Here is a 25,391-nt window from a genome sequence, read left to right on the forward strand (position 1 = left end):
CTGCCTTATGCCAGCGCTTCGATCGCCTTGCGTACCGCCGCTTCGTCCATCTCGTGCAGGCCGATGACGACGAGGCGGGTGCCGCGCGCTTCGCCCGGCGCCCAGGCGCGATCGAAATAATGGTCGATGCGGCTTCCGACCGCCTGCAACTGCAGACGCATCGGCTTGTCGGGAACGTCGACGAAGCCCTTAAGCCGCAGCACGTCATGCTCGCCGATGATGCCCTTCAGCGCATCCACGAATGAGGCAGGCTCGGCAACCGGGCCAAGCTCGACCACGAAGCTGTCGAACTCGTCATGATCATGCGGCACGCCGTCCTCATGTTCGAGCTCGTGATGGGACTTGCGATTGACTACATCGTCTTCCGTTCCGACACCGAGCCCAAGCAGCACGCTCGCCGGGACCTCGCCGTTGCGCGCCTCGATCATCACGGGCTTGCGGGCGATACGCGAAGCGACCTCGTCGCGGACGCGGCCAAGGCCGGCGGTGTCGAGCAGGTCGGTCTTGTTGAGCACGATCAGATCGGCGCAGGTCAGCTGGTCCTCGAAAAGCTCCTCGATCGGGCTCTCATGGTCGAGCGACTCGTCTTCCACGCGGCGGGCCTCGACGGCATCGTGATCGTCGGCAAACCGGCCAGCGGCGACGGCGGCGCTGTCGACGACGGTAACGACGCCATCCACCGTGACCTGCGTGCGAATGTCCGGCCAATTGAAGGCCGCAACGAGCGGCTGCGGCAGCGCGAGACCAGAGGTTTCGATGACGATATGGTCGGGGCGCTGCTCGCGCTCCAAAAGCTTCGTCATCGTCGGAATGAAGTCGTCAGCAACCGTGCAGCAGATGCAGCCGTTGGTGAGCTCGATGATGTCGTCCTCGGTGCAATTCTCGGCGCCGCAGCCCTTGAGCACCTCGCCGTCGACACCGAGATCGCCGAACTCATTGATAATAAGCGCGATCTTCTTGCCGTTGGTGTTGGAAAGCAGATTGCGGATCATCGTCGTCTTGCCGGCGCCGAGGAAGCCGGTGATCACGGTCGCCGGGATTTTCTGCTGGTTCATGAAATTCAACCCTTCATCTTCAGCGGCAGTCCGGCCGCGATAAAATACACATCCGCGGCCTGAGCCGCGATCATTTGATGCAAGCGGCCGGCATGATCCCGGAACTCCCGGGCCATGCGGTTTTCCGGAACGATGCCGAGGCCGACCTCATTGGAAACGATGACAAGGCGCGCACGCGCCGTCGGCAGATACGCGGCAAGCGAGGCAAACTCGGCCTCAGTGTCGCGCTCTTCCATCATCAGGTTGGTGACCCAAAGCGTCAGGCAATCAACAAGGATCGCCCGTCCCTCGCCATCGATCGCCCGCAGGCAGCCGACCAGATCAAGAGGCTCTTCGTGGGTATGCCAGAGATCGCCACGGTCAGCCTTGTGCTTGTCGATACGGGCGCGCATCTCGTCGTCCCAAGCCCGACCCGTCGCCACGTAATGGCGCTCCAGGCCGATCGAGACGACTACTTGCTCGGCAAAGCGTGATTTTCCCGAGCGCGCACCGCCCAGGACAAACGTCGCGCCGGATGATAGAGGGCTCATCGTAGATGCTGTCCGATCTGCGGAAGCGATCCGGAAGAAACCGGAACGGCTGCAGAGCGCAGCCGGCAAATCTGTCTTTCAGCCATGACAACCTCCGTGCTGGCAGCGGGCATCGCCCAGGAATGGGCTTCTCGCCCGGCACGGTTGGCAGGTCTCCTGGCTCGCGGGTTTTGGCCGCGACCGGGGCAGACCGGAAACCGGTCGCCCCAGATCGTGCCAGCGGGTCCTCCTCGCCTTCCCGGCTGCATTTCATGAAAAGGCGGACGATTCGTAGACGTAAGAGGCGTCCTGCCCCGGTTGATCATGATGCACTGCCAGTGACTTTTCCGTCGCCACTTCCGCGCCACCCGCCTGCACCATCGCAGACTGTCAGCCACGCGAAACCAACGTCGGACGGAAAACCCTGACCGCTCTACAGTCGCGGGGTCGGCTATGATGACGGTGCCCTGATTGGGTCCACCGCTTCACATTCCCTTTTCATCCGCACCGATTCAACCGGTCCGGAACCATCCGTTATGAATTCATCGTTAGGCAAGGCCACTGGCGAAGTCAATCAAGCCGTCGCTGAGTGGAATGCTAATGCATGCCTAAAACCACACCAAGACGACCTTCTCTACCAAATTTATCGTCTTTTATCAGTAGTTTACGTCACAAATAATTATTGCCGGCGCCGGGCTTTTGCCGCAATTGCGTCGCAAGCGGGTCGCGCCATTGGCTTGCCCTTCCCTCACCGCACTTGATCGCGCCTGTACCTGCCTATTTTCCTGTCATGCTCCTAAAAATCAATATCCGCCGTTTCGGTCCGTTTCATACCCTTCTCGATATCGGGCGGATGCGCGCTCTGCTGCGGCGCAGCGAGATGGGGATGGTCATCGCCGGCGCGATGGTCGGGGTAATCTCCGGCCTGGCCGTGACAGGCATGAGCCTCGTTTCCCGCGAAATGCACAGTCTCATCTTCGGAATCAGCGACGTCGACAGGTTGAGCTCATCGCAGATCGACAACAAGCTCCTGTTGCTGACCGCACCGGTTTGCGGCGGCTTGCTGCTCGGGCTCTTGCTGTTTGTGCTTGCCAAGACCCGCAAGAAGCCAATGGTGGACCCGATCGAGGCAAACGCGCTGCATGGCGGTCGGCTATCTCTCACCGATAGTATTCTGGTTGCGGTCCAGAATCTCATTTCGAACGGCTTCGGTGCCTCGGTCGGCCTAGAAGCCGGCTACACGCAGTTGGCGGCAGGGCTGGCCTCTAAACTTGGCCTCAAACTACAACTTCGCCGCTCGGACCTACGTGTTCTCGTCGGATGCGGCGCAGCGGGAGCCATTGCAGCCGCTTTCAACGCACCGCTGACGGGCGCCTTCTATGCATTCGAGCTCATCATTGGCTCCTACACCATCGTTTCGCTGACGCCGGTCGTCGTTTCCGCACTGGTCTCGACGCAGATTGCGCGTCTGCTCGCCGGCAGCGATTTCCTGATCGACGTTGGCAGCTTCGGTACAGTCATGCCAGCCGACTATGTACCGGCCCTCCTCCTCGGCGCGTTTTGCGCGGGCATCGGGATCATGATCATGCAGGGCGTCGCCTGGATCGAGGAATTGGCTCGCAGGAGTTCCATCACAACGCCGCTGCGTCCTGCCCTTGGCGGCATCGTCGTCGGTCTGCTCGCGCTGATCACGCCGCAGGTGCTGTCAGCCGGCCACGGCGCGCTACACCTCAATCTCGGACGCGATATCGCGATCCCGGCACTTGTGGGTCTTTTCCTCCTGAAGGCCTTCGCCTCCGCTATCTCAATCGGCTCCGGCTTCAGAGGCGGCCTGTTCTTCGCGTCCCTTTTCATGGGGGCGTTGGTGGGGAAACTCTTCGCCTATTCCGCACCCTACTTCGCTCACGCCACGCTGACACCCGTCATCTACGCGGTCGTCGGCATGAGCTCGCTTGCGGTCGCCGTTATCGGCGGGCCACTGACGATGACGTTTCTCGCGCTCGAAATTACCGGCGACTTTCCAATTACCGCGCTGGTGCTGGCGGCGGTCATCACCTCCTCGCTCGTCGTGCGCAGCACCTTCGGCTACTCCTTCGCAACATGGCGCTTCCACCTGCGCGGCGAGAGCATTCGCAGCGCTCACGATGTCGGCTGGATCCGCAACTTGACTGTCGACCGCCTGATGCGCGCCGATGTTAAGACGGCCAACGCTGCCCTCACCATCGACGGATTCAAGGAACGCTTCCCCATCGGTTCGGCGCAGCGCGTGGTCCTGGTCGATGATACAGGCAAATACAGTGGCCTCGTTCTCGTCCCGGACATTTACGCAAACCTGACCGACACCGACGAAACCGGCAAGGATCTCAGCGAATTCATCCGCTACAAGAACGATTTCCTGCAGCCGCAAATGAACGCCAAGCAGGCAGCCGCCATCTTCGACAAGACCGAAAGCGAAGCCCTCGCCGTCGTCAACAATCTGATTGAGCGCAAGGTCGTCGGACAGCTGAGCGAGGCACATACGTTGCGCCGCTACAGCGAAGAGCTCGATCGCCGCCGCCGCGAAATATCCGGCGAGATCTAGCCGAAGAGTTCGTCAAGCCAGCGGCGGTCAAGACATGCTTCCAGCTCGGCTGCGACGTGGTCCAAGGCCTTCTCGACACCGGCACGATAATCGCTCGCCTCGCCGGAAAGGCCGAAACTCCGGAGCAACCGAGATCGATAGAAGTCGCTCGCGAAAAGCCCATGCAGATAGGTTCCGACAATTCGACCGTCTGCAGATACCGCACCATCCGGCTTTCCATCAACGATCGCGAACGGCCGGCCACAATCTTCTCCGGCCGTGATGCCGAGGTGGATCTGATAGCCGGAAAGCGGGGAGCCGTCCTCCACCGCTGTCGCAACACTGTTGCGGACGGTCTTTTGAGGCGCCATCTCCGTCTCCACGTCAAGCAACCCGAGACCCGCCACCTCCGTCGCATGCCCCTCAATACCCAGCGGATCATGCACCTTCCACCCGAGCATCTGATAACCGCCGCAAATACCGATAACCCGCCCGCCGCGCTTCACATGGGCCAGGAGGTCGGCATCCCAGCCCTGCGCACGCATATCCGCAAGGTCAGATATCGTTGATTTCGAGCCCGGCAGCACGACCAGTTGCGCATCCCCGGGCAGCCGCTCGCCCGCACGGACGAAAACCAACTCGACATCAGGCTCGGCTCTTAGCGGATCGAAGTCGTCGAAATTTGCGATCCGGGAAAAGACCGGCACGGCAATCTTGAGTGCGCCGCTGCCACCGCGTGCCAACCTCTCCAATGCCACCGAGTCTTCGGCCGGCAATCGCGATGCCTGCTTGAGCCATGGCACAACGCCAAAGCACGGCCAGCCGGTGAAGCGGCGCACCGCGTCGATGCCCGTGTCGAACAGCGAAACGTCACCGCGAAACTTGTTGATGATGTAGCCGGATATCATTGCCCGGTCTTCAGCGGAGAGGATCGTGTGGGTGCCGACCAGCGACGCGATCACGCCACCGCGATCGATGTCGCCAACGAGGACCACAGGCACGCCGGCGCGTGTCGCAAACCCCATATTGGCGATATCGCCGGCCCTGAGATTGATCTCGGCAGGCGAGCCAGCGCCTTCCACGATCACAAGATCCGTTCCGACCGAAACCTCGGAAAAGCTCTGCATGACGTAGTCGAGCAGTGCCGGTTTGAGCTTCTGATAGTCTCGTCCCCTGGCCTGCCCCCAGACCTTCCCTTGAACGATGATCTGGCTGCCGAATTCGGTCTGCGGCTTGAGCAGAACGGGGTTCATGTGCACCGAGGACGGCACCCGCGCGGCGAGCGATTGCAGCCACTGCGCGCGACCGATCTCGCCGCCGTCGTCAGCCACGGCAGCATTGTTGGACATGTTCTGGGGCTTGAAAGGACGAACCGAGAGGCCACGATTGGCAGCAAGCCGACAAAGACCCGCAACAAGAACGGTCTTGCCGACATCGGAGCCGGTCCCTTGCAGCATGATGGCCTTGGTCATTGTCGTGGAACTCCGGAGAACTCGACCCGGCCTACAACGGCGTCTCTGCTGCGGTCAATCTCAGGCGCTGAAAATGCGAAGGCCGCGTCAACCGTTCGGTTGCGCGGCCTGCCGAAATACGCTGGCGCGTTCGCCCATACACGACGAAGCTCACGTTCTCCGGGACGCACTACCTGATCCGGAGAAGCAGCGGTGTCCCCCGCTACGCAACAACAGATAGCGCCACATTGTTACCGGAAGGTTAGCAGCCCCTTGAGCAAAGATGAATTTCGGCATTTTCTGACTTTTCTCGACGATCAGGGCGGCGCTGGCAGCTTTGCCGGCGCGATCTTACGGCGCAGACGGTAACCTTTTGGTGAGACCGGCATTAACGATTTCAAATCATACGCTTAGACTCCGTACCTCAAGCGCAGAAGACAATTGATTTCCGCAACTGAACGCGTAGGCTGCGCATCAAGGTGCCAAGACGAGCACCACAGCGACAGCCCGGACAAACAGCACAAGGGGTCCCCGCAAGCGGAACGCCTAGGTTGTGGCCGCGGCAGCAAAAGGGAACGCAAGATGAGATCTCTCTGCACTTCAATCCTGCTCACCCTCGGAATTTATGCAGCGGCCGCATCTGCGCAGGCTGCCGACTGCGGTAACGTCACCATCGCCGAGATGAAGTGGGCTTCGGCCGGCATTGCCGCTAACTTCGATAAGTTCATTCTCGAGAAGGGGTACGGCTGCTCGGTCAAAATCGTCCCGGGCGACACGATGCCGACGTTCCTCTCGATGAACGGAAAAGGTGAGCCGGATATTGCTTCGGAGTTCTGGATCAATTCAGTGCGTACCGAACTCGATAACGCGGTCAGGGAGGGCAAGCTGATCCAGGCGGCCGAAATCCTCTCAGAGGGTGCGGTCGAGGGCTGGTGGATACCGAAATTTATCGCCGATGCCAATCCCGATATCCGCAGCGTAGAGGACGCGCTCAGGCATCCCGAGCTCTTCCCGGCACCAGGCAATTCATCGCAGGGCGCGGTCTATAGTTGTCCCGTCGGGTGGAGCTGCCAGATTTCAACGGCAAATCTGTTCCGCGCGCTTGGAGCCGACAAGAATGGGTTTCAGCTTGTTGAGACGAGCAGCCCGCAAGAACTTGATGATTCCATCGCAACCGCGTTCCAGAAAAAGATCGGCTGGCTTGGCTACTACTGGGCCCCGACAGCCATTCTCGGCAAATACGACATGACCCTCCTCAGCTTCGGCGTCGGTCATAACAAGGCAGAATGGGACAAATGCACATCGGTCCCCGGTTGCGCCCGGCCGCAAGTAAACTCTTATCCCGTCTCGCGGGCCTACACGATCGTCACAAAATCCTTCGCCGATCGGGCCGGACCAGCGATGGACTACTTGAAGGTCCGGTCATGGGACAACATGACGATCAACGAAGTGCTGGCCTGGCAGGACGAAAACCGCAAGAGCAACGAGGAAGCCACGATTTACTTCCTGCAGAACTATGCCGCCCTGTGGACCAAATGGGTTCCGACCGATGTCGCTCAGAAGGTCAAGGCCGCGCTCTAGGGCAAGCAAGACGATCGCCCGCCGAACGATCGGTCCGCGCATACGATGAGCACCTCTTCCCTGTGATGTTGCGGTTTTCCTATAAGCAGCGACTGCTTGCGCCCGAATCGCGCCAAACCGCTTGCCCCAGACAAGGAGAACAAAGATGACATCTGTTCCATTTCCCGACCGAGACACAATCGCTTCAAAGTTTGCGAGCCTTGGCGAGCAGGAAAAAGCCTACGTTGCCCTCTTGATGGAAAACGCGGCACAGGACGAAAACCTCATCGACGGCCTGCACCGCCACCTGAACAACGCCGCAGGCGCGCCATTCCTGAACACGCTGAAACTCGAGAACCTTGGGAAATGGATTGGCGAGGCGGCACCCGCCCGACTGCAGATACGCCTAATGGAGGCTGCGAAATCAAGCCAGCATCCCGCCTATGCGGCGTTCCGGACCGGTCTTTCGCGTTCCGGCGGGCTGGAAAAAGCCTACCCGCCGGCAGCGATCTGACGCGGCTTTACCGGGTGGCAGCGCGACCGACTGAACGACCTGCATCCTGCGTCGCATTGACGGCATTTGCCGTGTCGCGACCGATGCCGCGGATCGTGTTTCCACACGAAGAGAGCACGAGCAGAATTGCTAGGGCGGAGCCGATCTTGGCCATTGTCATCATTGCGAAATCCTTCTTTTTCAATCGTCCAGGCGCGGCGACTCCCGCCACGCGCGTTAAACCCCGGAGGAAGAAAAGAGGTCCCCGCTATGTTGTCAAGCGGCAACGGCCTTTGCTTTTTCGGCAAAGGCAAAGCGGATGCTTTCGGCGACAGCCCGCATCGGGTTGTTCATCTGTGACGCGGTAAGCAGCCTGATGTCGAAGGAACCAAGCTCGGGCAATCCTTCCTGCAGGCCGAGAATCGTCATCTCATCGGTGACGTAGGAGCGCGGCAGCGGCGCGATTGCCAGGTCGGAGATCACGGCCGCGCGCTGTGCCATGGTATGGCCGCTGAGAAAAGCGACACGATAACCGCGCTTCATGCGCTCAAGTTGAGACAGCGCCTCGGAGCGCCAGATGCAGCCATCCTCCCAGATCGAGATCGGTAGCGGCTCACGACGATGCGCCGTACCGCACTTGGCGCCGGCCCATACCAGTCGCTCCCGAAATACAATCTCGCCGTCAGTCGGCAGCGGACGAGTCGCGCAATTGATCAGCGCCAGATCCAGCCGCTGCTCCTCCATCCGCTTCTTGAGCCCGATGCTCATGTCGATGGTGACATCGACCATGATGCTCGGAAAACTCTCCGCGAAGCTTTTCAGGATGCTCGGCAGCAGTCGTTCGCCGATATCCTCCGGCGCGCCCAGCCGCACCACGCCACTGAGTTCGGGCATGATGAACCGCGAAACCGCCTCGTTGGACAAAGCGAGAATGTTGCGCGCGTAGGAAAGCAGCACCTCGCCGTGCTGGGTCAGGCTGACCGACCGCGCATCCCGCAGGAACAGCGTGGCACCAAGCTGTTCTTCGAGCTTCTTGATCTGCATGGAGACCGCCGATGGCGTCCGGTAGACCGCCTCGGCAGCGGTGGAAAAATTGCCGGTCTCTGCGATGGCAACGAAGGTGCGCAGCACGTCGTTATCAAGCAAAGGAATGGGACGGCGAAAGGGGATGCTCATCGTCACATCTTTCAATTTTTCTGAATTTGAATTCCATATCATTTTGTTTGATTGAAAGTCAACCCGGCAATACTCTTCCTTCCTAGCGGCTAATACTGATGAAAGGAGGCCGCGATGAACACTCTCAGCGCTATCTTTGACATCTTCTACGCATTCAGATCGCGACAGATCTCCCGCCAGACACGCAATCGCACGCGCGATCAGTTGGCGCGGCTGCCGAGACATCTCGCCGATGATCTCGATCTGCAAGCCTTGGGCATGACCGAGCCTCGCTGAGACGCGAGATCCCGTCAGCGGCTTCAAAGACACGGTGAAAGGCTCTAATATACGCTCCGCGGCGCGACTACGGAGCGTAACGACCATGGCGACGAACGACGCGTGTTTCCACGGCGACATCCCCGCAGCATATGATCGGTACATGGTGCCGATGTTGTTTGACCCTTATGCAGCTGATTTGGCGCAGCGCGTGGCGTCGATTGATCCGCACCGCGTTCTCGAGGTCGCAGCGGGGTCCGGCGCTCTGACGCGTGCGATGTCGTCAGCACTTCCGCACGCCGAAATCATCGCCACCGACTTGAACCAGGCCATGTTGGATGTCGCCGCATTGAGACATTCTGGGGGGCATGTCGTTTGGCAACAGGCTGACGCATCGAGCCTACCCTTCCCCGCGCAGACCTTTGACGCCATCGCTAGCCAGTTCGGCGTCATGTTCTTTCCCGATAGGGGCCGCGCCTACCGCGAAATCCTCCGCGTGCTGAAGCCGAAGGGCACGTTCTTTTTCAACACCTGGGACTCAGTCGAGAACAACGCCTTCGCAAAAGCCGTCAAGGCTTCGACGGATACCCTGTTTCGGGATGATCCGCTGAGCTTCTTCCAGCGCACGCCGCATAGTTACGTTGACGCCGAGGCGATCCTATTGGAGTTGGAACAAGCCGGCTTCCAGTCGGCGACCTTCGCAAGGGTCGAAAAGACTGCCCGTGCGCCCTCGGCAAGGGACGCGGCGACAGGCTTCTGCAAGGGCAGTCCGCTCCGCACGGAAATAGACGCCCGCCAGTCAAAGGTCGATGTCGTTGCTCGTGTGGCCGATACGCTAGAGCAGGTTTTCGGCATGGGACCGATCGAGGGCGGGATGTCTGCATTTGTATTCACAGCCGAGGCCCCGCGCCAGACCTAGCAGCTCTGGGCGATCCGTTTCCATGGCACAGAAGCAACCTCGGTCATCAAAGAAGGGGTCGACCGACTGCGTCGCCCATAAAGCCACCCAAAACGACTCTGACACCGTCGGAACATCCTGTGCGGAGCGACGTTCCCTTTATGCAACGCACCCTTTGTCGTTGCACTGACTGCGTTTCCCTCAACTGCAGTCACAGAGGCCCGGCGCTGTCCAAACCAGCACCGGGCTTTTCGCTCTCGCTCACCATTCACCTTTTAGATAATTCAGAGCCATCTAAAATACAGCTTGAAATCGCCGTCTCGGTAATGATGATGCTTGCCTTCAGCCAGGAGGGGTATCGATGTCACAATACCACGAGACGCGGCGGTTCAAATGCACCAGTGATGCTGGAAATGCCTGCGTCGTCATCGAACAGATCAGGATTGCTGATGAGGCAGTCGCCGGCCCACGGACAGATTACATGACTGTCGATGGCGAGGTCGCCAATCGACTCGACAAGAAGCACTTTCTGATCCTGATGAAGGGCGAGATCGTCAAGATTCAGAGAGCTCTAAGGAAAAAGCACTGAGCTGGCGTCAGCCGGCGTTGCCCCCTCGGAGGCCGTACGCCGTGGTGGTGTTCCTGCCAGCTCGGAATGGACTGAGATGTCGCCGAGCATATATGTCATCAGCGCGTCATCTGACAGTGATGTCTTAACGCACCGAGCGCTGCGACTCGTTTTTCATTCCGGCGCTGTTCACCGCTGGAATGACTGATGCTGTATATCATTGCCGTCGCCGGTGCCCTGCTGGCAGCCAATACCCTCAGCCTTCTGATCGCGGGGTGGCGGATTCGCTCCCGCCAAGACAGGACGCCAAGCGTCGCCACGCGTTCGCCTGTCTCGATCGTGATACCTCTTTGCGGAGTGGAACAATTCTCACGCGAGACACTCCAAAGCGCGCTTAGCCTGGATTGGCCCGACTACGAGGTCATCTTCTGCGTTGCCGACAGGGCCGATCCCATCATTGGTTTGGTCGAGCATGCCCTCCGAACAAAGCCGCTCGCAAAGGCGAAGCTCCTTGTCGGAGACGACCGCATCAGCGCAAATCCGAAACTCAACAACTGCGTCAAGGGTTGGAACGCGGCGTCGCATGAATGGGTCGTCCTTGCCGATTCCAACGTCATGATGCCGACGGACTATCTCACACGCTTGTTGGCCGCCTGGCGGCACGACAGCGGGCTTGTCTGCTCGACGCCACTTGGGTCCCGTCCCAACGGATTTTGGGCGGAGGTCGAATGTGCCTTCCTCAACACGCATCAAGCGCGTTGGCAATATGCCGGAGAGGCCCTTGGATTTGGCTTCGCGCAAGGCAAGAGCATGCTATGGCGCAAGAAGATGCTCGACGCCCACGGTGGCATTCAGGCACTTGCCGCAGAAATCGCCGAAGACGCCGCCGCCACAAAGCTGGTGAACAGCATGGGCCTCAAGGTGCATCTCGTCGCCGGGCCATTCGAGCAGCCCCTGGGGAGGCGGACCTTCAGCGAGATCTGGGCAAGGCAATGCCGCTGGGCGCGGCTGCGACGCGTCACCTTCCCGCACTTCTTCGCACCGGAGATCCTGCTCGGTGTAGCGCCACCCTTGTTGCTATGCTTGAGTGCTGCCTTCGTGTCTGGAGCCAGCCTCTTCGCAACAGCGTTAGCGGTTTTGTGCGCCGCCTACATGCCGGAGCTTACTCTTGCGGTTCGCAAGAATTGGCACCTGTCCCCGCTGTCACTCGTCGCAATGGTTACGCGCGATGCCTTGCTTCCAATCATCTGGATGCGGAGCTGGTTGGCGGGAAGCTTTGATTGGCGCGGAAACAGGATGGTGATTGGATCGCAGGAGTCGCGCCTCGAAGCTGGTGTAGCTGGCCCGATCGCAAGCCCCTAGCAACGGCCGGCATTCGACGCCGCTCGTATGCCCTTGGGTAAGACCGTGCCGGCGGTATGGCTGCAATGTTCGGCGGCACCGTGCTAAAGTGTCCCCTATCCCGCGAAATCCTCCTATTCGCTTTATCGTCGCAATTGCGATGAGCGCCTCTGCTCGGTCTGTGCACGTTGCCGCCATCATTCAAAAACACTGATGGTATCCATAAACTCTATTCGTTTGATTGATGGGAGCGAAACACCCATATTCTAATCATGAAACAAGCGTCATCCGACGAGGAAAGGAAAACGGACATGACGACGATTACCTTCAGGCACACCAAGACGCCCTCAAGCGAAGCCCATCTGCATATTGCTGACTACGCCCGCAAGCTGGTTCATGCATGGCATCAGTGGCAGGTTGCCCGCGAAATCGAATCCATGCCTTTCGACATGCGCAAGGACATTGGCTGGCCGTCAGCGGATGACGCGGATGAACGCAAGGTTATGTAATGAATCCGACATTCCTCCCCCGCGTGAAAGCGGCGCCTTGCCTTCGTGCAGCGCCGCTTTCTCCGTCTTTAGGGCCACCCAATTAAATCTTGAATTTCAGATACATGTATTCTGCAAAATCGCCTGTTTTTGAACTTTTGAAGACAACGATCGTCATTTGATCATCGTCAATTTCAGCAATGTCGCAAATTTGCTCTTGGCGGCCGCATTTATCCATGAGAATGTCGCTTTCAGGATATCGAAACGACGTATTCCAAGCAACGAATAGTGCATTCGCACCTCCAGCAGGGATTTGTCTCATGAACAAGATGTCGCATAAGCAACGGTCTCTCGTCTTCTTCATGGTCCCGCAGTTTACGATGCTGCCTTTCTCGGCGGCAATCGATACGCTGCGTATCGCCAATCGCATGCTTGGCTACCAAGCCTATACATGGCGGCTGACTTCGGTTGACGGGCAGAAGGTCTATTCTTCCTGCGGCATCGGCGTCGAAGCAAACACGTCGCTTTCCGACGAGCGCCGCAACCTCGGTGGCGAGCATCGCCCGAGCATGGTGCTGGTCTGTTCCGGCATTGATGTCGAGGACTTCAATAACAAGTCCGTCAGCGCCTGGTTGCGCGAATCCTACAATCGCGGCGTTGCCGTCGGCAGCCTCTGTACGGGCGCACATATCCTCGCGCAGGCGGGGCTTTTGAATGGCAAGCGCTGCGCGATCCACTGGGAAAACCTGCCGGGCTTTTCGGAAGCCTTTCCGCAGGCCGAGGTCTATGCCGATCTCTATGAGGTGGACAGCAATCTCTATACCTGTGCCGGCGGCACCGCGTCGCTCGATATGATGCTGAATCTGATCGGACAGGATTTCGGCGAAACACTGGTGAACCGAGTCTGTGAGCAGCACCTGACCGATCGCGTACGCAGCCCGAACGACCGCCAGCGCCTGCCGCTGCGCGCGCGTCTCGGCGTCCAGAATGCCAAGGTTCTTTCCATCATCGAACTCATGGAAGGCAATCTCTCCGAACCACTGTCGCTTCTGGAAATCGCAGACGGCGTCGACCTGTCACGCCGGCAGATCGAACGGCTGTTCCGCCAGGAAATGGGGCGCTCGCCGGCCCGTTATTATCTGGAAATACGACTTGATCGCGCCCGCCATCTGCTGGTGCAGTCTTCCATGCCGGTCGTCGAAGTGGCCGTTGCCTGCGGCTTCGTTTCGGCCTCGCACTTCTCCAAGTGTTATCGCGAACTCTATCATCGCTCGCCGCAGCAGGAGCGTGCAGAGCGCAAGATGACGATGGCAACAGCACGCCAGTCTATCGCAGCGTGATGTCAGCCCCGGGGCGGCTACTGGGCCGCCTCCTCCGTCATACGCGCGTCGGAATAGACCTGATTGCGCCCCCTGTGCTTGGCCATATAGAGAAACTGGTCAGCGGCGTTCAGATAGTTGTCGAAGGTTTCGTGGTCGGAAATTTCCGCAACGCCAATCGATACGGTAACGGAAAGCTCTTCGTCATCCGCCATAACCTTCAGACGTGAGATATCTGACCGTATCTCGTCACACAGCTTGCTCGCGGCAATCGAATCCATCATCGGGAACAGGATCGCAAACTCCTCCCCGCCAAGGCGCGAAAGCAGGTTGTCGCCCCCGTCGAAGATCGTCGCCAGCCGATCTGCAACCGCCTTCAGCACCTCATCGCCGATCTCATGCCCATAGGTGTCGTTCAGCCGCTTGAAATGATCGATGTCGAGCACCGCAACGGCGGCCGTGGCGTTCTGACGCAGGCAGTCATTCACCAGCTTCGGTCCGAGATCATAGAAATAGCGGCGATTGTAGAGCCCAGTCAGGTAGTCGCAGGCAGCAGCTGCCCGGAGCTGCTTCATCTGTGTCAAGGTCTCGACATTGTTGGCGATCCGGCACTGCAATTCTTCGGCCACGAACGGCCTGAAGAGAAAATCGGATGCACCGGCCTTCAGGAAGCTTGCAGAGAGCATGCGATCGTTCGAAGACGAAACCCCGATGATCCGCAGCCTGTCCGAGCCGAAGCGTCGCCGTATCCGCCGCGTCAATTCGTAGCCGCTAATGTCGGGCATATGATGATCCGTGACGACAATCTCGATATCGTCGTAGGCCTCGAGCGCGGCGAAGGCTTCGGGCCCGGACGCAGCCTCGACAACCACGTATTGCTGCGCTTCGAGCAGCCCGACAAGGACATGGCGCGCGGAATCAACATCGTCGACCACCAGAACCCGCGTTTTCCTGTTCGACAACACCCGTCTGACGCTGGCGACAACGTTGTCGAGCGCGAACTCATTGTCCTTCAGCACATAGTCGATAACATTGCGCTCCATGATGCGGTTGCGCGTATCGAGGTCGAAAGTGGCGGTGAAAACAATGGCCGGAATGCCAGCCTGTATGGTGCAGTCGAGCGCTTCGCCATAGGGCGCGTCCGGCAGATTGAGGTCGACAATCGCCATTGTGTAATCGCTCGGCGCATGGGCGATCGTTTCTTTAAGAATTTTCAAGGAAGAGCACGGCTTGACGTTTAGCCCGAGTTCCGCATGAAGGCGGTAGCAGAGAACGACGGAAAACATCCGGGAATCTTCAACCAGGAGTATCCATTGACCACCGAAACGTGGTCCGGATCCATCGCGATGGAGATCCTCCTGGAAAGCCATTCACCCCTATCCCCCAGAAAGCCGCAGCGGTCCGAATCGACCATCTTCTCGACTTATGTGAAGATAACTCACAGAAACACGCGTGAGAAGATATCGAGACTTGGCAATACTTGAAATTGCATAAATCTCGATTTCAAGCGGGTGGGAGCGCCTCCGCCTAACATCGTCGGGCGGAGGCAGTGTGTCAGGCAACGGCCCGTTCCTTGCGCATCGACTGGATCTGCAGCAGGGTATCGAGGTTCTGGTTGACGCGGCAGTAGAACTCCTCGTCGATGAACGGCCGTAGCATGAAGTCGTTGCCGCCGGCCTTAAGGAAGCGCGCCGACAGCAGCCGGTTCGACGATGACGACACGCCGATAATGCGCAACTCATGCGAACCGATGCTGGCGCGGATGCGCCGGGTCAGTTCGAAGCCATCGATATCGGGCATGTTGTAATCGGTGATCATCAAACCGATGTCGCGGTTGGCCTTGAGGATCTCAAGCGCCTTGGCACCGCTGTCGGCTGTGCTGACCCGGAAATTGTACCGCTTGAGGCGGCTCGACAACAGCGCGCGAGCCGTCGGGCTGTCATCGACGATCAAAACGTGATGACGATGGTTGGTCAGGAAGCGGCAGATAGACTCCGCAAGAAGATCGACGGCGAAGACGTTGTCCTTGAGGATGTAGTCGACGATGTCTTTGGCCATCAGCTTGTCGCGCATGCCTTCCTGGAAGGTCCCGGTGAAGACGATGGTCGGGATGCTGAGATCGACCAGGTATTCCAGTGCCTCGCCGTTCTCGGCACCCGGCAGATTGATGTTGGAGATGGCCAGCGTAATCGGGTCGGTCGACTTGTCGTAGGACAGCTGCAGATCTTCGAAATTCCGGCAGATTTCCACGTCGATATCGAACAGTTCCTTCAGCCGCTTGCCGATCATCGACGTGAATACGTTCGAATCCTCGGCCAGAATAACGCGCGCATCAGCAAACATGCCTCCGGAATATTGCATTCCCGAAATACCCAAAAACGCCATTTCGAAACCTTTTGATAAAACTCCTGTCCCCGGCTGAAATCGGTACAATACCTGATTTGAATAAGTATTAATCGGCAGCCTTCATTGACCAACAAAAAGGCGGCCACGAGGGCCGCCCTGATATTCTTCAAAACATGCTTAAGAGACTATGCGCGCAGCGCCGCATTGTCTGGATCGAAGGGGCTCTCGCCCACGACCGTCGCGTTGTACGTCGTGCCGAGGATCTTGATCTTGAGCTTCGTGCCTTCCTTCGCATAGTCGGGCCGCAGCATCGCCAGCGCCAGCGAGCGGTTGATGCGGAAGCCGAACGTGCCGTTTGTCGCACGCCCGACGAGCTCGCCCGCCTCATTGTAGATAGCCTCAGAACCGCGGGCATCGACATCATTACCCGTCTCAACGACCAGGGTGGCGAAGTTCCACTTCAAGCCCTTGTCCTTATAGGCCAGCAGTCCCTCGCGGCCGAGGAATTCCTTCTCCGGCTTGATGAAGCGGTCAAGCGCCGATTCGTAGGCGTTGTACTCGATCGACATTTCGCGGGGGATGAGGCGGTAGGACTTCTCGACCGACATCGACAGCATCGCGCGAATACCGAACGGTTTGATGCCGAATTCGGCCCCGGCTTCCATCAGCTTGTCGAAGATGTAGTTCTGCATCTCGATCGGATGATGCAACTCCCAGCCAAGCTCGCCGACGAAATTGACGCGCAAAGCATGTGCACTCGCAACGCCGATCGAGATCTCCTTGCCGGAAAGCCATGGGAAATCCTTGTTCTCAAGGCTCGTTCGCGTGAGCTTCTTGAGCAGGTCACGCGACTTCGGACCGGCAAGCACGAGCACGCCCAGCCGTTGGGTGATCTGCTGCAGACGAACGGAACCGTCGGTGGGCGCGAGCTTACGCAGATAGTCATGGTCATGCGCCTCATAGGCGCCGGCCGAGACGAGATAGAAGCGGTTCGGCGCCCATTCGTAGACCGTGAACTCGGCCCGCACGCCGCCATGGACCGTCAGCATGTGGCAGAGAGCGATGCGGCCGCGCTTCTTCGGGATAGCGTTGGCAAGGATCGATTCCAACCAGGCGCGCGCACCGGGGCCCGAAACCTCCATCTTCGCGAAGGCCGACATATCAAGCACGCCAACATTCTTGTGCACGTTCATGACTTCGTTGCCAACGTGCTCGAAGTAGTTCGACCGACGGAACGACCACCGCTCGAGAATGCGACCGTCCTCTTCAGGATCGGAGTGATTATGGTTGGTGAGAACATCCTCGCCGACACCGATCTGGTCCTTCGGCAGGTCGTAGCCTTCAGGTGCAAACCAGTTGGCGCGTTCCCAGCCATAAACAGAACCGAAAACGGCGCCCAGCTTCTTCAGGCGGTCGTAAACCGGCGTCGTCTTCAGCGGACGGGCGGCAGCACGCTCTTCATCGGGATAGTGCATGGTGAAGACGTTCGCGTAGGCCTCTTCGTTCTTCGCAACGAGGTATCCTTCGGTCGCGTAGGGGCCGAAGCGGCGGGGATCGACACCCATCATATCGACGGTCGGCTCGCCGTCCACGATCCATTCCGCCAACTGCCAACCGGCACCGCCCGCTGCGGTGATACCGAAGGAATGCCCTTCGTTGAGCCAGAAATTCTTGAGGCCCGGCGCCGGGCCGACAATCGGGTTACCATCAGGCGTGTAGGCGATGGCACCGTTATATACCTTCTTGATGCCGACCTCGCCGAAGGCCGGGACACGGGCAATGGCGGTCTCGATATGCGGCATCAGCCGATCGAGCTCTTCCTGGAAGAGTTCGTATTCGCTCTCGTCCGATGGACCGTTGACATAACAGACCGGTGCGCCGTGCTCATAAGGCCCGAGAATGAGGCCGCCGTTTTCCTCGCGCATGTACCACGCGCTGTCGGATTCGCGCAGCACGCCCATCTCTGGCAGACCCTTGGCCTTGCGCTCGAGGATGGCCGGATGCGGCTCGGTGACGATGTACTGGTGTTCGACCGGGATGACTGGAATGTTGATCCCGACCATCTCACCGGTCTTGCGGGCAAAGTTGCCGGTACAGCTGATGATATGCTCGGCGGTGATTTCGCCCTTGTCTGTCGTCACCTTCCACAGACCGTCCGGCTGCTGTTCGATCGCTGTGACGGTGGTGTTGCGGTAGATCGTAGCGCCACGGTCGCGTGCACCCTTGGCAAGCGCCTGTGTCAGATCAGCCGGCTGGATGTAGCCGTCATCGGGATGCTGGATCGCACCGAGCAGACCGTCGGTCTCGCAGAGCGGCCAGATTTCCTTGACCTGTTCGGGCGTCAGCACGTTCACCTTGACGCCGATCGTCTCGGCGATGCCGGCATAGTACATGTACTCGTCCCAGCGATCCTTGGTACGTGCCAGGCGGATGTTGGAGACTTGGCTGAAGCCGACATTCATGCCGGTTTCCTGCTGAAGCTCCTGATAGAAGCGAACCGAGTACTTGTGGATCTGACCAACCGAGTAGCTCATGTTGAACAGAGGCAGCAGACCAGCAGCATGCCACGTCGAACCGGAGGTCAGTTCCTTGCGTTCAATCAGGACGACATCGTCCCAGCCTTTCTTGGCAAGGTGATAAAGCGTCGAAACGCCAACGACGCCGCCGCCGATGACCACTGCGCGCGCATGTGTCTTCATGGAGAATAACCCTCTGTTCTACTAACCTGTCCGACGAATACCGCCGACGGAAATCGCCTTCACGAACTATGCAGCGAGGCCGAGCTTACCAAATGCCTGTTTACGACATGGGGAAAGCTTGCCGCGACTGCATGCAAATAGGCAAGCCGCAAAAGGCCTTTGGCCGAAAATCCGTGGACAAAAATTGTGATCAGAGAGACCCGTCGTTCACTTTACGACGGCCGATCCTTTGACGATGTCGATCGTTTCGCCACCGTCGAGGCCGATCCGGTCACCGTCGGGTGCGGTGATAAAGCAGCCCGACGCGCAGAACGTCTCCGATGCGCCGGGATCGAGCACAAGCTGCATCTTGTTGCCGCCCTCAGTGAGGACGATCACGACGGCGGCGCTGTCGGTATTAGTGATGGAAGCTGCGTGAGTCTGGCCTGCGGCCGCGAGTGAAAGAAACAGTACGACGGCAAATCTTGCCATACAGTGTGGCGCGGATGAAGCGCCCTCCCTTGGAGCGTCTCGGCGCTGCTGCCCCCAGCAACGAAAACCCGATTGCAGACGTTATATGGCGACCGCTCTGAACGGCCGCTGAACAACGCCTTCACCCCTTGAGATTGCCATCAGCCGCCTTGCCGCGCAACCGCCGCACCGTCCCAGCCTCTTCGTCCAATTCGCTCGCCTCGGAGACGTCCTCAATCTTCGCCGGCACCTTGCCTGCGGTAGTCGTGGTTCCGACCTGATCCGGCTGGCGATGGAACACGACATCGCTCTGAGGAAGCGGGATTTCGACCCCCTCTTCCCGGAACCTTTTGAGGATCGCGATACGCAGATCGTTCCGGACCTTCAAACCATCACCCATGTCGGCAAGCATGAAGCGAAGCTCGAAGTCCAGCGAATACGGCCCGAAGCGCAGGAACTCCACATGCGGCTCAGGATTGCGCAGGACCACGGGTACCGCGTTGACGAGCTCGAGCAGAATATCCATCACCTTCTGCGGATCGGAATCATAGCTCACCGAAACCGGAATTTCCGACCGGCCCATCTTGTTGCGATGGGTCCAGTTGCCCACGGAAGCATTGATCAGTTCGGAATTCGGAACAATGATCGACTGCTTGCGGAACGTCTCGATCTCGGTCGCGCGAACGGAAATCCGCTTCACGATGCCTTCGGCCGTGCCGGAGACGACGTGGTCGCCGACCTTGAACGGACGCTCGACGAGCAGGATCAGGCCGGAGACGAAGTTCGACACGATGTTCTGGAGGCCGAAACCGATACCGACCGACAGCGCGGAGGCAACAAGTGCGAAGCTTGAGAGGTCGATGCCCGCGGCGGAAACGCCGACAATCGCCGCAAGACCGACACCGAGATACCCGATGCCTGTCTTGACCGAATTCCGGACCCCGAGGTCGACATGGCTGCGCGCCATGATGTTGCCGTCAAGCCAGCGCTGGATCCAGCGCGTCAGCAGGTAGCCGCCCGCAAAGAGCAGAATGCCGGTCATTATCCCGATCAGCGAGATGCTGATCCCGCCCAGCCTGACCTCGGTAAGAAGGCGGTAGCCGATCAGTTCAAGATCCTGAATATGGAAACCCCATAGGAGCAGCACCAACGGAATCCCAACCATCAGCGCGATGGCCGAGATGCACATGCCAACCAACAGGCCCGCTTGGTCGATGGCGACGGGGCCGAGCTTGAAACGCTTCTGGAGGAACCGACCAAGCGATGTCTCGCCAAAAGTCTCGCTGCGTGAAATCGCTTTGCCGGACAGAAGACCAATATAGGTCGTGACGATGATGGCACCGGTGATGATCAGCTGCGTTGCAACGAAGCGCGCAAGCCCGACATAGCCGGTCAGCGCCGTTATGATCAGACCTGCGCCCAGCACGCGCAAAATGATCGCCATGCCGTGCGGCCAATGGCGTCCCGGCGCATCCGGATCCCCGTTTCGAGCCAACATCGGACGACCGAACGATGCCGCGATCAGGATGAAACCGATGATCAGGGCAGCTATCAGACTCTTGACGACGGTAAGGACGAGCGGAGATCCCATCGCTTCGCTGATGCTACCGAAGAGGTAATCAAGCGCGTTGACGATGGCCATCGCCAGCAGGCAGGCGCCGATCGAGCTCGCGCCACGGTTCGAAAGCTTGACGAGACGCCAGTGCGGTTCCTTCGGCGCAAACACTGCGTTGGTGAAACGCCTGACGAAATAGATCAGCCCGATCGCGCCGAAGAGCGCCCCGATGATCGGCGCAATATCCGGCCTCAGAACATTGAAACTATTGAGGAAGAAGTAAGACGTCACCAAGAGCGCCGCGAGAGCAAACGTCCGGATCAGGGTGGACCAGAAAGCGATGGAGAGACGGTTGATATACGAGGGCTGCTCGACCGTCTCCTTGCGCTGAAGGTAGCGGCCGAAGATGCGGTAGCCACCGGACAAGAGCACCAATGCCGTCACGAGCGACATCGCGATGGCCGCAAAGAACGCGAAAGCCTTGAACTTCAGTACGAATCCCAGCCAGCTGCCGAGGGCTTGGATGAACTCCGTGCCCTCCCGGACGAAGGCGCTCGCCGCATCATCGATAACGGAAAGCGAGACATCGGTGCGCCGCAGCAAGGTGGCAGCAAAGAGCTGTCGGCGGGTTTCGGCAATAAGGTTGCCAAGCTTGCCTGTGGAAGCGGACAGCGTTTCGGCATCACCGGTAACGGCGTTGATCTGGGCGCGCTCCGCGGTCAAAGCGTTGCGTTCTGTCGTAACGATCTCCGCTTCTGCTGGCTGACCCTCCTTCGGCGGATCGCCCAACTCGGCAAGGCGGTTCTTGATCTGATCGAGCCGCGGTCTGAGGCCAACGGAAATGTTCAGAACCGCGCGACCGAGTTCGTCGGTCTTTCCGGCGAGAGCCACCAACGCGTCGTCATCGTCGTTCTTCTGCTTGACGCCATCCTCCAGGGAGACGAGATCCTGCTTTGCTTTCTCGATCGCCTTCGCCGCCTGCTCGATTGGGCTGTCAGCGACAGACGCCTCGGTCGCCTGCGGCGGCGAGGCCTGCGGTGCGGCCGTCTGCGCGCCCGCGAGGTTCGCACCGGCGCCCGCCAGCGCTGCGACTAGGAAAATGCGAAGCAAGAGTTGTGTCGGCCGCAAAATATCCCCGCTCGGGTTGGCTGGATCAGATTGGATTCCAGCTTTTCATAAGAAAGAAAGGCGACAGAAAGGCGACGTGATCAGAAGCCTGTGCCCGGCTGTGCCAGATATTCCAGTTCTGCCGTCGTCGATTGACGTCCAACGAGAACATTGCGATGCGGAAAGCGACCGTAGGCCGCAATCACTTCCCGATGGCGAAGCGCATAGTCGATATATTCCTCGTCACCAAGCGCCTTGAACAGAGCGACTGAACGTTCCTGCTCTTCCAGATCTTCGCAATGCTCGAAAGGCATGTAGAAAAATGTCCGGCATTCCGGGTCAACCTGTTGATCCGCTCCAGCCTCCAACGCGAGCTTTGCCTCGCGCAGCGCAATCCCGTCGGTGGCAAAGGCGAGCGGTGTGGCCCGATATATGTTGCGTGGAAACTGGTCGAGCACGATCACCGCGGCAAGCCTGCTGTGCGGCGTCGAGCGCCATTCCTCCGTCACCCCGCGCGCGAGCGCAAGATGGGTGTCACGGAAGCGCCGGCGAATATTTCGATCGAGTTCCAACGCCGCCTTGAACCATTGATCCCGCCCGCACTCTTCGAACCAGAAGCCGTAGACCTCCTGAGGCGTGCAGACATATCCAAGTTCCATCTTTCCTCCCGACAAAGGTCGGTCGACCCCAAGTTGACCGACTATTTCGTACCGATCTTGTGACCTGACACCTCGGCGCCTGCATCCGGCGCCAACTGCAGGAAGCGCAATGACGATATGACGCCAATCGCACCAACGACAAGAAAGGCCCAGCGGAAATCGACGAGCTCCGGCCCCTCGACACCGCGCAAGGCAACGGAAATGTTGAGCACCGCTGCCGCAATCGCGACACCAAGCAGCATTGAAACCTGCTGTAGCATACTCGACAGCGTCGAAGCGGAACTGCGCTGTGCCGGATTGATATCGGCAAAAGCGAGAGTGTTCAGTGCCGTGAATTCCATCGACCGCGAGAGACCGGCAATCATCAGCAACACGTAGATGATGGCGCGCGGACACTCGGGCACCAGAAAGCCGCAGGCCGCAATCGACAATGCAGCGATCATGCCGTTGAAGAAGAGCACGGTCCGAAATCCGAGCTTGGCAAGCAGCGGCGTCGTCACGGCCTTCATGCCGAGATTTCCAAGGAAGTAGACCAAGAGATAGGCGCCGGCCTCGATCGAGCTCAAACCGAAGCCGAGTTGGAAGAGGAGCGGCAAGAGGAACGGCGTCGCATTGATCGCGACACGGCTCGCCGTTCCGGCTGAAAGGGTCGCGATGGCAAAGGTCTGCGCTCTGAAAGCGGACAGGTCGAGCAGCGGATTACTGACCCTAAGGAAATGCAGCGTCGCCATGACGGACAGGACAATGCCCGCCAGCAGCATCAGCAGGATTGGTAACAAACCACCGTGCGATTTCACCGAGAGTTCAAGCGCCGCAAGCAGGAAGGTCAACCCACTGGCGCTGAGAATGAACCCAAGCACATCCAGCCGCCCGGCCTCCTCCTCACGCTGTTCCGGCACGAAACGGAGAACCAGCGCCATGCCGAGCACCCCGATCGGCAGATTGATGAGAAAGTTCCAATGCCAGCTTGCATAGGTAGTGATGAAGCTGCCAAGCAGCGGACCGATGACCGGAGCCGTCAGCGCAGGCCAGGTAATCAGCGCGATCGCCTGGACGAGTTCGGATTTGCGGGCATTCTTCAGGACAATAATCCGGCCGACTGGCGTCATGAGTGCGCTACCGGCTCCTTGCACGGCGCGCGCGACTACAAACTCGGCAAGGCCGTCGGAGAGCCCGCAGAACAGCGAGGCAATCGTGAAGACGGCAATGGAGGCCATGAAGATCCGACGAGCGCCGAACCGATCCCCAAGCCATCCCGAGAGCGGAATGAAGGCCGCCATTGTCAACATGTAGACGGTGATGCCGATGCTCATCGATACGGGTTGAACGCCGAAACTGGCTGCCATCTGTGGGAGGGACGTGGTGACGATGGTGCCATCGAGAATCTGCATGAAAAACGAAACGGCAACGACCAGCGCGACAATCTTTGCCCTGCGGATGCTCTCCGCATCGTCTTTCTCTATCGTCTGCGTAGCTGTCATTGATCTGCCAATGTGAATTGGATGCCTTGGGAAAGAACAGGCAGAGAAGCCGAGTCCAATGTGTGCCTGATGGCAGTTCCGCTAGATAGGCCGATCAGCGTGGCGCGGAAAGAGAAAATCCTGAGATCTCAAAGGATTTTGATCTTCAAAAGACGGCCCACCCACGCCGTATGCAACTCGCTCTGCGCGAAGTTACGAAGCGAGAACAATTGACAGCTATACCTTCTGCGGCCACCGTGGCGCGCAAGAGCGGCGAAGCGGCGGCACCGCGCTCCCGACGCAGGGACTTGGAGCATAATTCGATGATCGACACGCTGCTTGTTCTCAACACCGGTTCATCGAGCCTCAAGTTTCAGATCTTCGAGGACAGGGACTTGAACGTGCTGATGAGCGGCAAGGTCACCGGCATTGGTGATACAGCTGAGCTGCGCGCAAAGCTCCCCGATGGACGGGAGACGCAAACCTCCCTGCCCGCGGACACTAATCACGATTCGGCCCTCAGCGCCGTAATGGACCTCATCGACGGCCACGACCATGCCTGGCGCACGGCGGCGATCGTCCATCGCATCGTCCACGGCGGGCAAGCTTTCGTAGAGCCTGTCATTGTCACCCCGGACGTCATGCGTCGTCTGGAAGCGTTGATCCCGTTGGCGCCGCTTCATCAGCCGCACAACCTCGCCGGCATAACCGCTTCGGCAAGGCTCGCAAGCGGAGCGCCTGACATCGCCTGCTTCGATACCGCCTTCCACGCAGGGCACGACATATTGACCAGCAGTTTCGCCCTGCCGCAGGAAATGCGCGACAAAGGCATACGCCGCTATGGCTTCCACGGGCTTTCCTATGACTGGATCTCGCGGGTATTGGCGCAGGACTACCCGGACCTCTATGCCGGCCGCGTCGTCGTCGGCCACCTCGGCAATGGCGCCAGCCTCTGCGCGTTGAAGAACGGTATCAGCGTCGATACCACGATGAGCATGACCGCGCTTGACGGCATACCCATGGGAACGCGTAGCGGATCAATCGATCCCGGCGCCGTCCTCTACATGCTTCACGACCTCGATCTTGGCGTCGAGACGGTTCAGGACATCCTCTACGAGCGCTCCGGCCTGAAGGGATTGTCCGGCATCAGCAACGACGTCGAGGCGCTGCTTCGCAGCGACGATCCGCAAGCCGCCTTCGCGCTGGAATACTTCGCCCTCAAGACGGCCCAGCATGCCGCGATGATGGCCGTCTCCATGGGTGGCATCGATGCTTTCGTCTTTACTGGCGGGATCGGCGAGCACGCCGCCCCCGTTCGCGAAGCAATCCTCAGAAGGCTCCGCTTCCTCGGCGATTTCAAGATGCTCGTGATCCCGACAAACGAGGAACGCCTTATGGCAACCTATGCCAGAAAGCTCCTCCGCTCGGCAGCATGAAGGTCG

22 protein-coding genes and 1 riboswitch are annotated in these 25,391 nt (G+C 59.2%); of the genes, 10 read left to right on the forward strand and 12 right to left on the reverse strand.

The genetic code is table 11. The annotated features are described in order from the left end of the window. Positions 1 to 5 precede the first annotated feature (5 nt). On the reverse strand, positions 6 to 1,055 hold the full coding sequence (gene cobW / locus NBG89_RS08835; RefSeq protein ID WP_431322496.1) for a cobalamin biosynthesis protein CobW: 1,050 nt from the start codon (positions 1,053 to 1,055) through the stop codon (positions 6 to 8). A 5-nt stretch (positions 1,056 to 1,060) separates the two neighbouring features. Continuing rightward, entirely contained in the window at positions 1,061 to 1,585 is a 525-nt protein-coding gene (gene cobU / locus NBG89_RS08840; RefSeq protein ID WP_431322497.1) for a bifunctional adenosylcobinamide kinase/adenosylcobinamide-phosphate guanylyltransferase, read from the reverse strand. A 129-nt stretch (positions 1,586 to 1,714) separates the two neighbouring features. Further along, positions 1,715 to 2,111: riboswitch (cobalamin riboswitch) on the reverse strand. Between the two features lie 243 nt (positions 2,112 to 2,354). Here cobU and NBG89_RS08845 point away from each other — a divergent pair. Beyond that, a complete protein-coding gene (locus NBG89_RS08845; protein ID WP_431322498.1) occupies positions 2,355 to 4,145 on the forward strand; it encodes a chloride channel protein in 1,791 nt (596 codons plus the stop codon). Here NBG89_RS08845 and NBG89_RS08850 read toward each other — a convergent pair. Further along, entirely contained in the window at positions 4,142 to 5,596 is a 1,455-nt protein-coding gene (locus NBG89_RS08850) for a cobyric acid synthase (protein ID WP_431322499.1), read from the reverse strand. The two genes, NBG89_RS08845 and NBG89_RS08850, sit on opposite strands and share 4 nt — an antisense overlap. Before the next feature lie 561 nt (positions 5,597 to 6,157). Here NBG89_RS08850 and NBG89_RS08855 point away from each other — a divergent pair. Together NBG89_RS08855 and NBG89_RS08860 are read left to right on the forward strand one after the other, a co-directional pair. Continuing rightward, complete coding sequence (locus tag NBG89_RS08855; RefSeq protein ID WP_431322500.1) at positions 6,158 to 7,156, forward strand: glycine betaine ABC transporter substrate-binding protein; 999 nt, start codon at positions 6,158 to 6,160, stop codon at positions 7,154 to 7,156. 145 nt (positions 7,157 to 7,301) lie between these two features. Continuing rightward, complete coding sequence (locus tag NBG89_RS08860; RefSeq protein WP_431322501.1) at positions 7,302 to 7,649, forward strand: hypothetical protein; 348 nt, start codon at positions 7,302 to 7,304, stop codon at positions 7,647 to 7,649. A gap of 7 nt (positions 7,650 to 7,656) precedes the next feature. On the opposite strand, the gene NBG89_RS08865 is transcribed toward NBG89_RS08860, so the two are convergent. Both NBG89_RS08865 and NBG89_RS08870 read right to left on the reverse strand, forming a co-directional pair. Then, positions 7,657 to 7,812: an entericidin A/B family lipoprotein gene (locus NBG89_RS08865; RefSeq protein ID WP_088694404.1), complete on the reverse strand. Its 156-nt coding sequence runs from the start codon at positions 7,810 to 7,812 to the stop codon at positions 7,657 to 7,659. A 92-nt stretch (positions 7,813 to 7,904) separates the two neighbouring features. Then, a complete protein-coding gene (locus tag NBG89_RS08870; RefSeq protein WP_431322502.1) occupies positions 7,905 to 8,846 on the reverse strand; it encodes a LysR family transcriptional regulator in 942 nt (313 codons plus the stop codon). A gap of 72 nt (positions 8,847 to 8,918) precedes the next feature. Between NBG89_RS08870 and NBG89_RS08875 the strand changes: the two genes are divergently transcribed. The 6 genes from NBG89_RS08875 (at position 8,919) to NBG89_RS08900 (ending at position 13,694) form a co-directional block, all read left to right on the forward strand. Further along, positions 8,919 to 9,080 (forward strand): hypothetical protein, encoded by a 162-nt coding sequence (locus tag NBG89_RS08875; RefSeq protein ID WP_431322503.1) that lies wholly within the window; start codon positions 8,919 to 8,921, stop codon positions 9,078 to 9,080. Positions 9,081 to 9,165: 85 nt separating this feature from the next. Then, positions 9,166 to 9,978, forward strand: coding sequence for a class I SAM-dependent methyltransferase (locus tag NBG89_RS08880; protein ID WP_431322504.1), 813 nt, complete (start codon positions 9,166 to 9,168; stop codon positions 9,976 to 9,978). Positions 9,979 to 10,318: 340 nt separating this feature from the next. Then, the gene (locus tag NBG89_RS08885) at positions 10,319 to 10,546 is read left to right on the forward strand and encodes a hypothetical protein (protein ID WP_431322505.1); all 228 of its coding nucleotides are present in this window, start codon (positions 10,319 to 10,321) and stop codon (positions 10,544 to 10,546) included. A gap of 186 nt (positions 10,547 to 10,732) precedes the next feature. Beyond that, entirely contained in the window at positions 10,733 to 11,887 is a 1,155-nt protein-coding gene (locus tag NBG89_RS08890; RefSeq protein WP_431322506.1) for a glycosyltransferase, read from the forward strand. Between the two features lie 290 nt (positions 11,888 to 12,177). Then, complete coding sequence (locus NBG89_RS08895) at positions 12,178 to 12,375, forward strand: hypothetical protein (protein ID WP_431322507.1); 198 nt, start codon at positions 12,178 to 12,180, stop codon at positions 12,373 to 12,375. Positions 12,376 to 12,674: 299 nt separating this feature from the next. Continuing rightward, positions 12,675 to 13,694: a GlxA family transcriptional regulator gene (locus tag NBG89_RS08900; RefSeq protein WP_088694409.1), complete on the forward strand. Its 1,020-nt coding sequence runs from the start codon at positions 12,675 to 12,677 to the stop codon at positions 13,692 to 13,694. A gap of 17 nt (positions 13,695 to 13,711) precedes the next feature. Here the strand turns inward: NBG89_RS08900 and NBG89_RS08905 are convergent, their stop codons facing one another. The 7 genes from NBG89_RS08905 to NBG89_RS08935 all read right to left on the reverse strand — a co-directional run bounded on the left by NBG89_RS08905 (position 13,712) and on the right by NBG89_RS08935 (position 23,970). Further along, positions 13,712 to 15,043, reverse strand: a complete 1,332-nt coding sequence (locus NBG89_RS08905; RefSeq protein WP_431322508.1) for a GGDEF domain-containing response regulator — start codon at positions 15,041 to 15,043, stop codon at positions 13,712 to 13,714. A gap of 184 nt (positions 15,044 to 15,227) precedes the next feature. Further along, entirely contained in the window at positions 15,228 to 16,058 is an 831-nt protein-coding gene (locus NBG89_RS08910) for a response regulator (protein ID WP_431322509.1), read from the reverse strand. Positions 16,059 to 16,204: 146 nt separating this feature from the next. Beyond that, complete coding sequence (locus NBG89_RS08915; protein WP_431322510.1) at positions 16,205 to 18,718, reverse strand: GcvT family protein; 2,514 nt, start codon at positions 18,716 to 18,718, stop codon at positions 16,205 to 16,207. A gap of 207 nt (positions 18,719 to 18,925) precedes the next feature. Continuing rightward, positions 18,926 to 19,189 (reverse strand): hypothetical protein, encoded by a 264-nt coding sequence (locus NBG89_RS08920; RefSeq protein WP_431322511.1) that lies wholly within the window; start codon positions 19,187 to 19,189, stop codon positions 18,926 to 18,928. 121 nt (positions 19,190 to 19,310) lie between these two features. After that, positions 19,311 to 21,851, reverse strand: a complete 2,541-nt coding sequence (locus NBG89_RS08925) for a mechanosensitive ion channel domain-containing protein (RefSeq protein ID WP_431322512.1) — start codon at positions 21,849 to 21,851, stop codon at positions 19,311 to 19,313. Between the two features lie 80 nt (positions 21,852 to 21,931). Then, positions 21,932 to 22,489: a DUF924 family protein gene (locus tag NBG89_RS08930; protein ID WP_431322513.1), complete on the reverse strand. Its 558-nt coding sequence runs from the start codon at positions 22,487 to 22,489 to the stop codon at positions 21,932 to 21,934. A 41-nt stretch (positions 22,490 to 22,530) separates the two neighbouring features. Further along, positions 22,531 to 23,970: a DHA2 family efflux MFS transporter permease subunit gene (locus NBG89_RS08935; protein ID WP_431322514.1), complete on the reverse strand. Its 1,440-nt coding sequence runs from the start codon at positions 23,968 to 23,970 to the stop codon at positions 22,531 to 22,533. A 302-nt stretch (positions 23,971 to 24,272) separates the two neighbouring features. Here NBG89_RS08935 and NBG89_RS08940 point away from each other — a divergent pair, with 302 nt between their 5' ends. Then, complete coding sequence (locus NBG89_RS08940) at positions 24,273 to 25,385, forward strand: acetate/propionate family kinase (RefSeq protein WP_431322515.1); 1,113 nt, start codon at positions 24,273 to 24,275, stop codon at positions 25,383 to 25,385. Positions 25,386 to 25,391: the final 6 nt, after the last annotated feature.

Origin of the sequence: Rhizobium sp. YTU87027, assembly GCF_050644135.1 — a bacterium.
Lineage (GTDB): Bacteria > Pseudomonadota > Alphaproteobacteria > Rhizobiales > Rhizobiaceae > Rhizobium.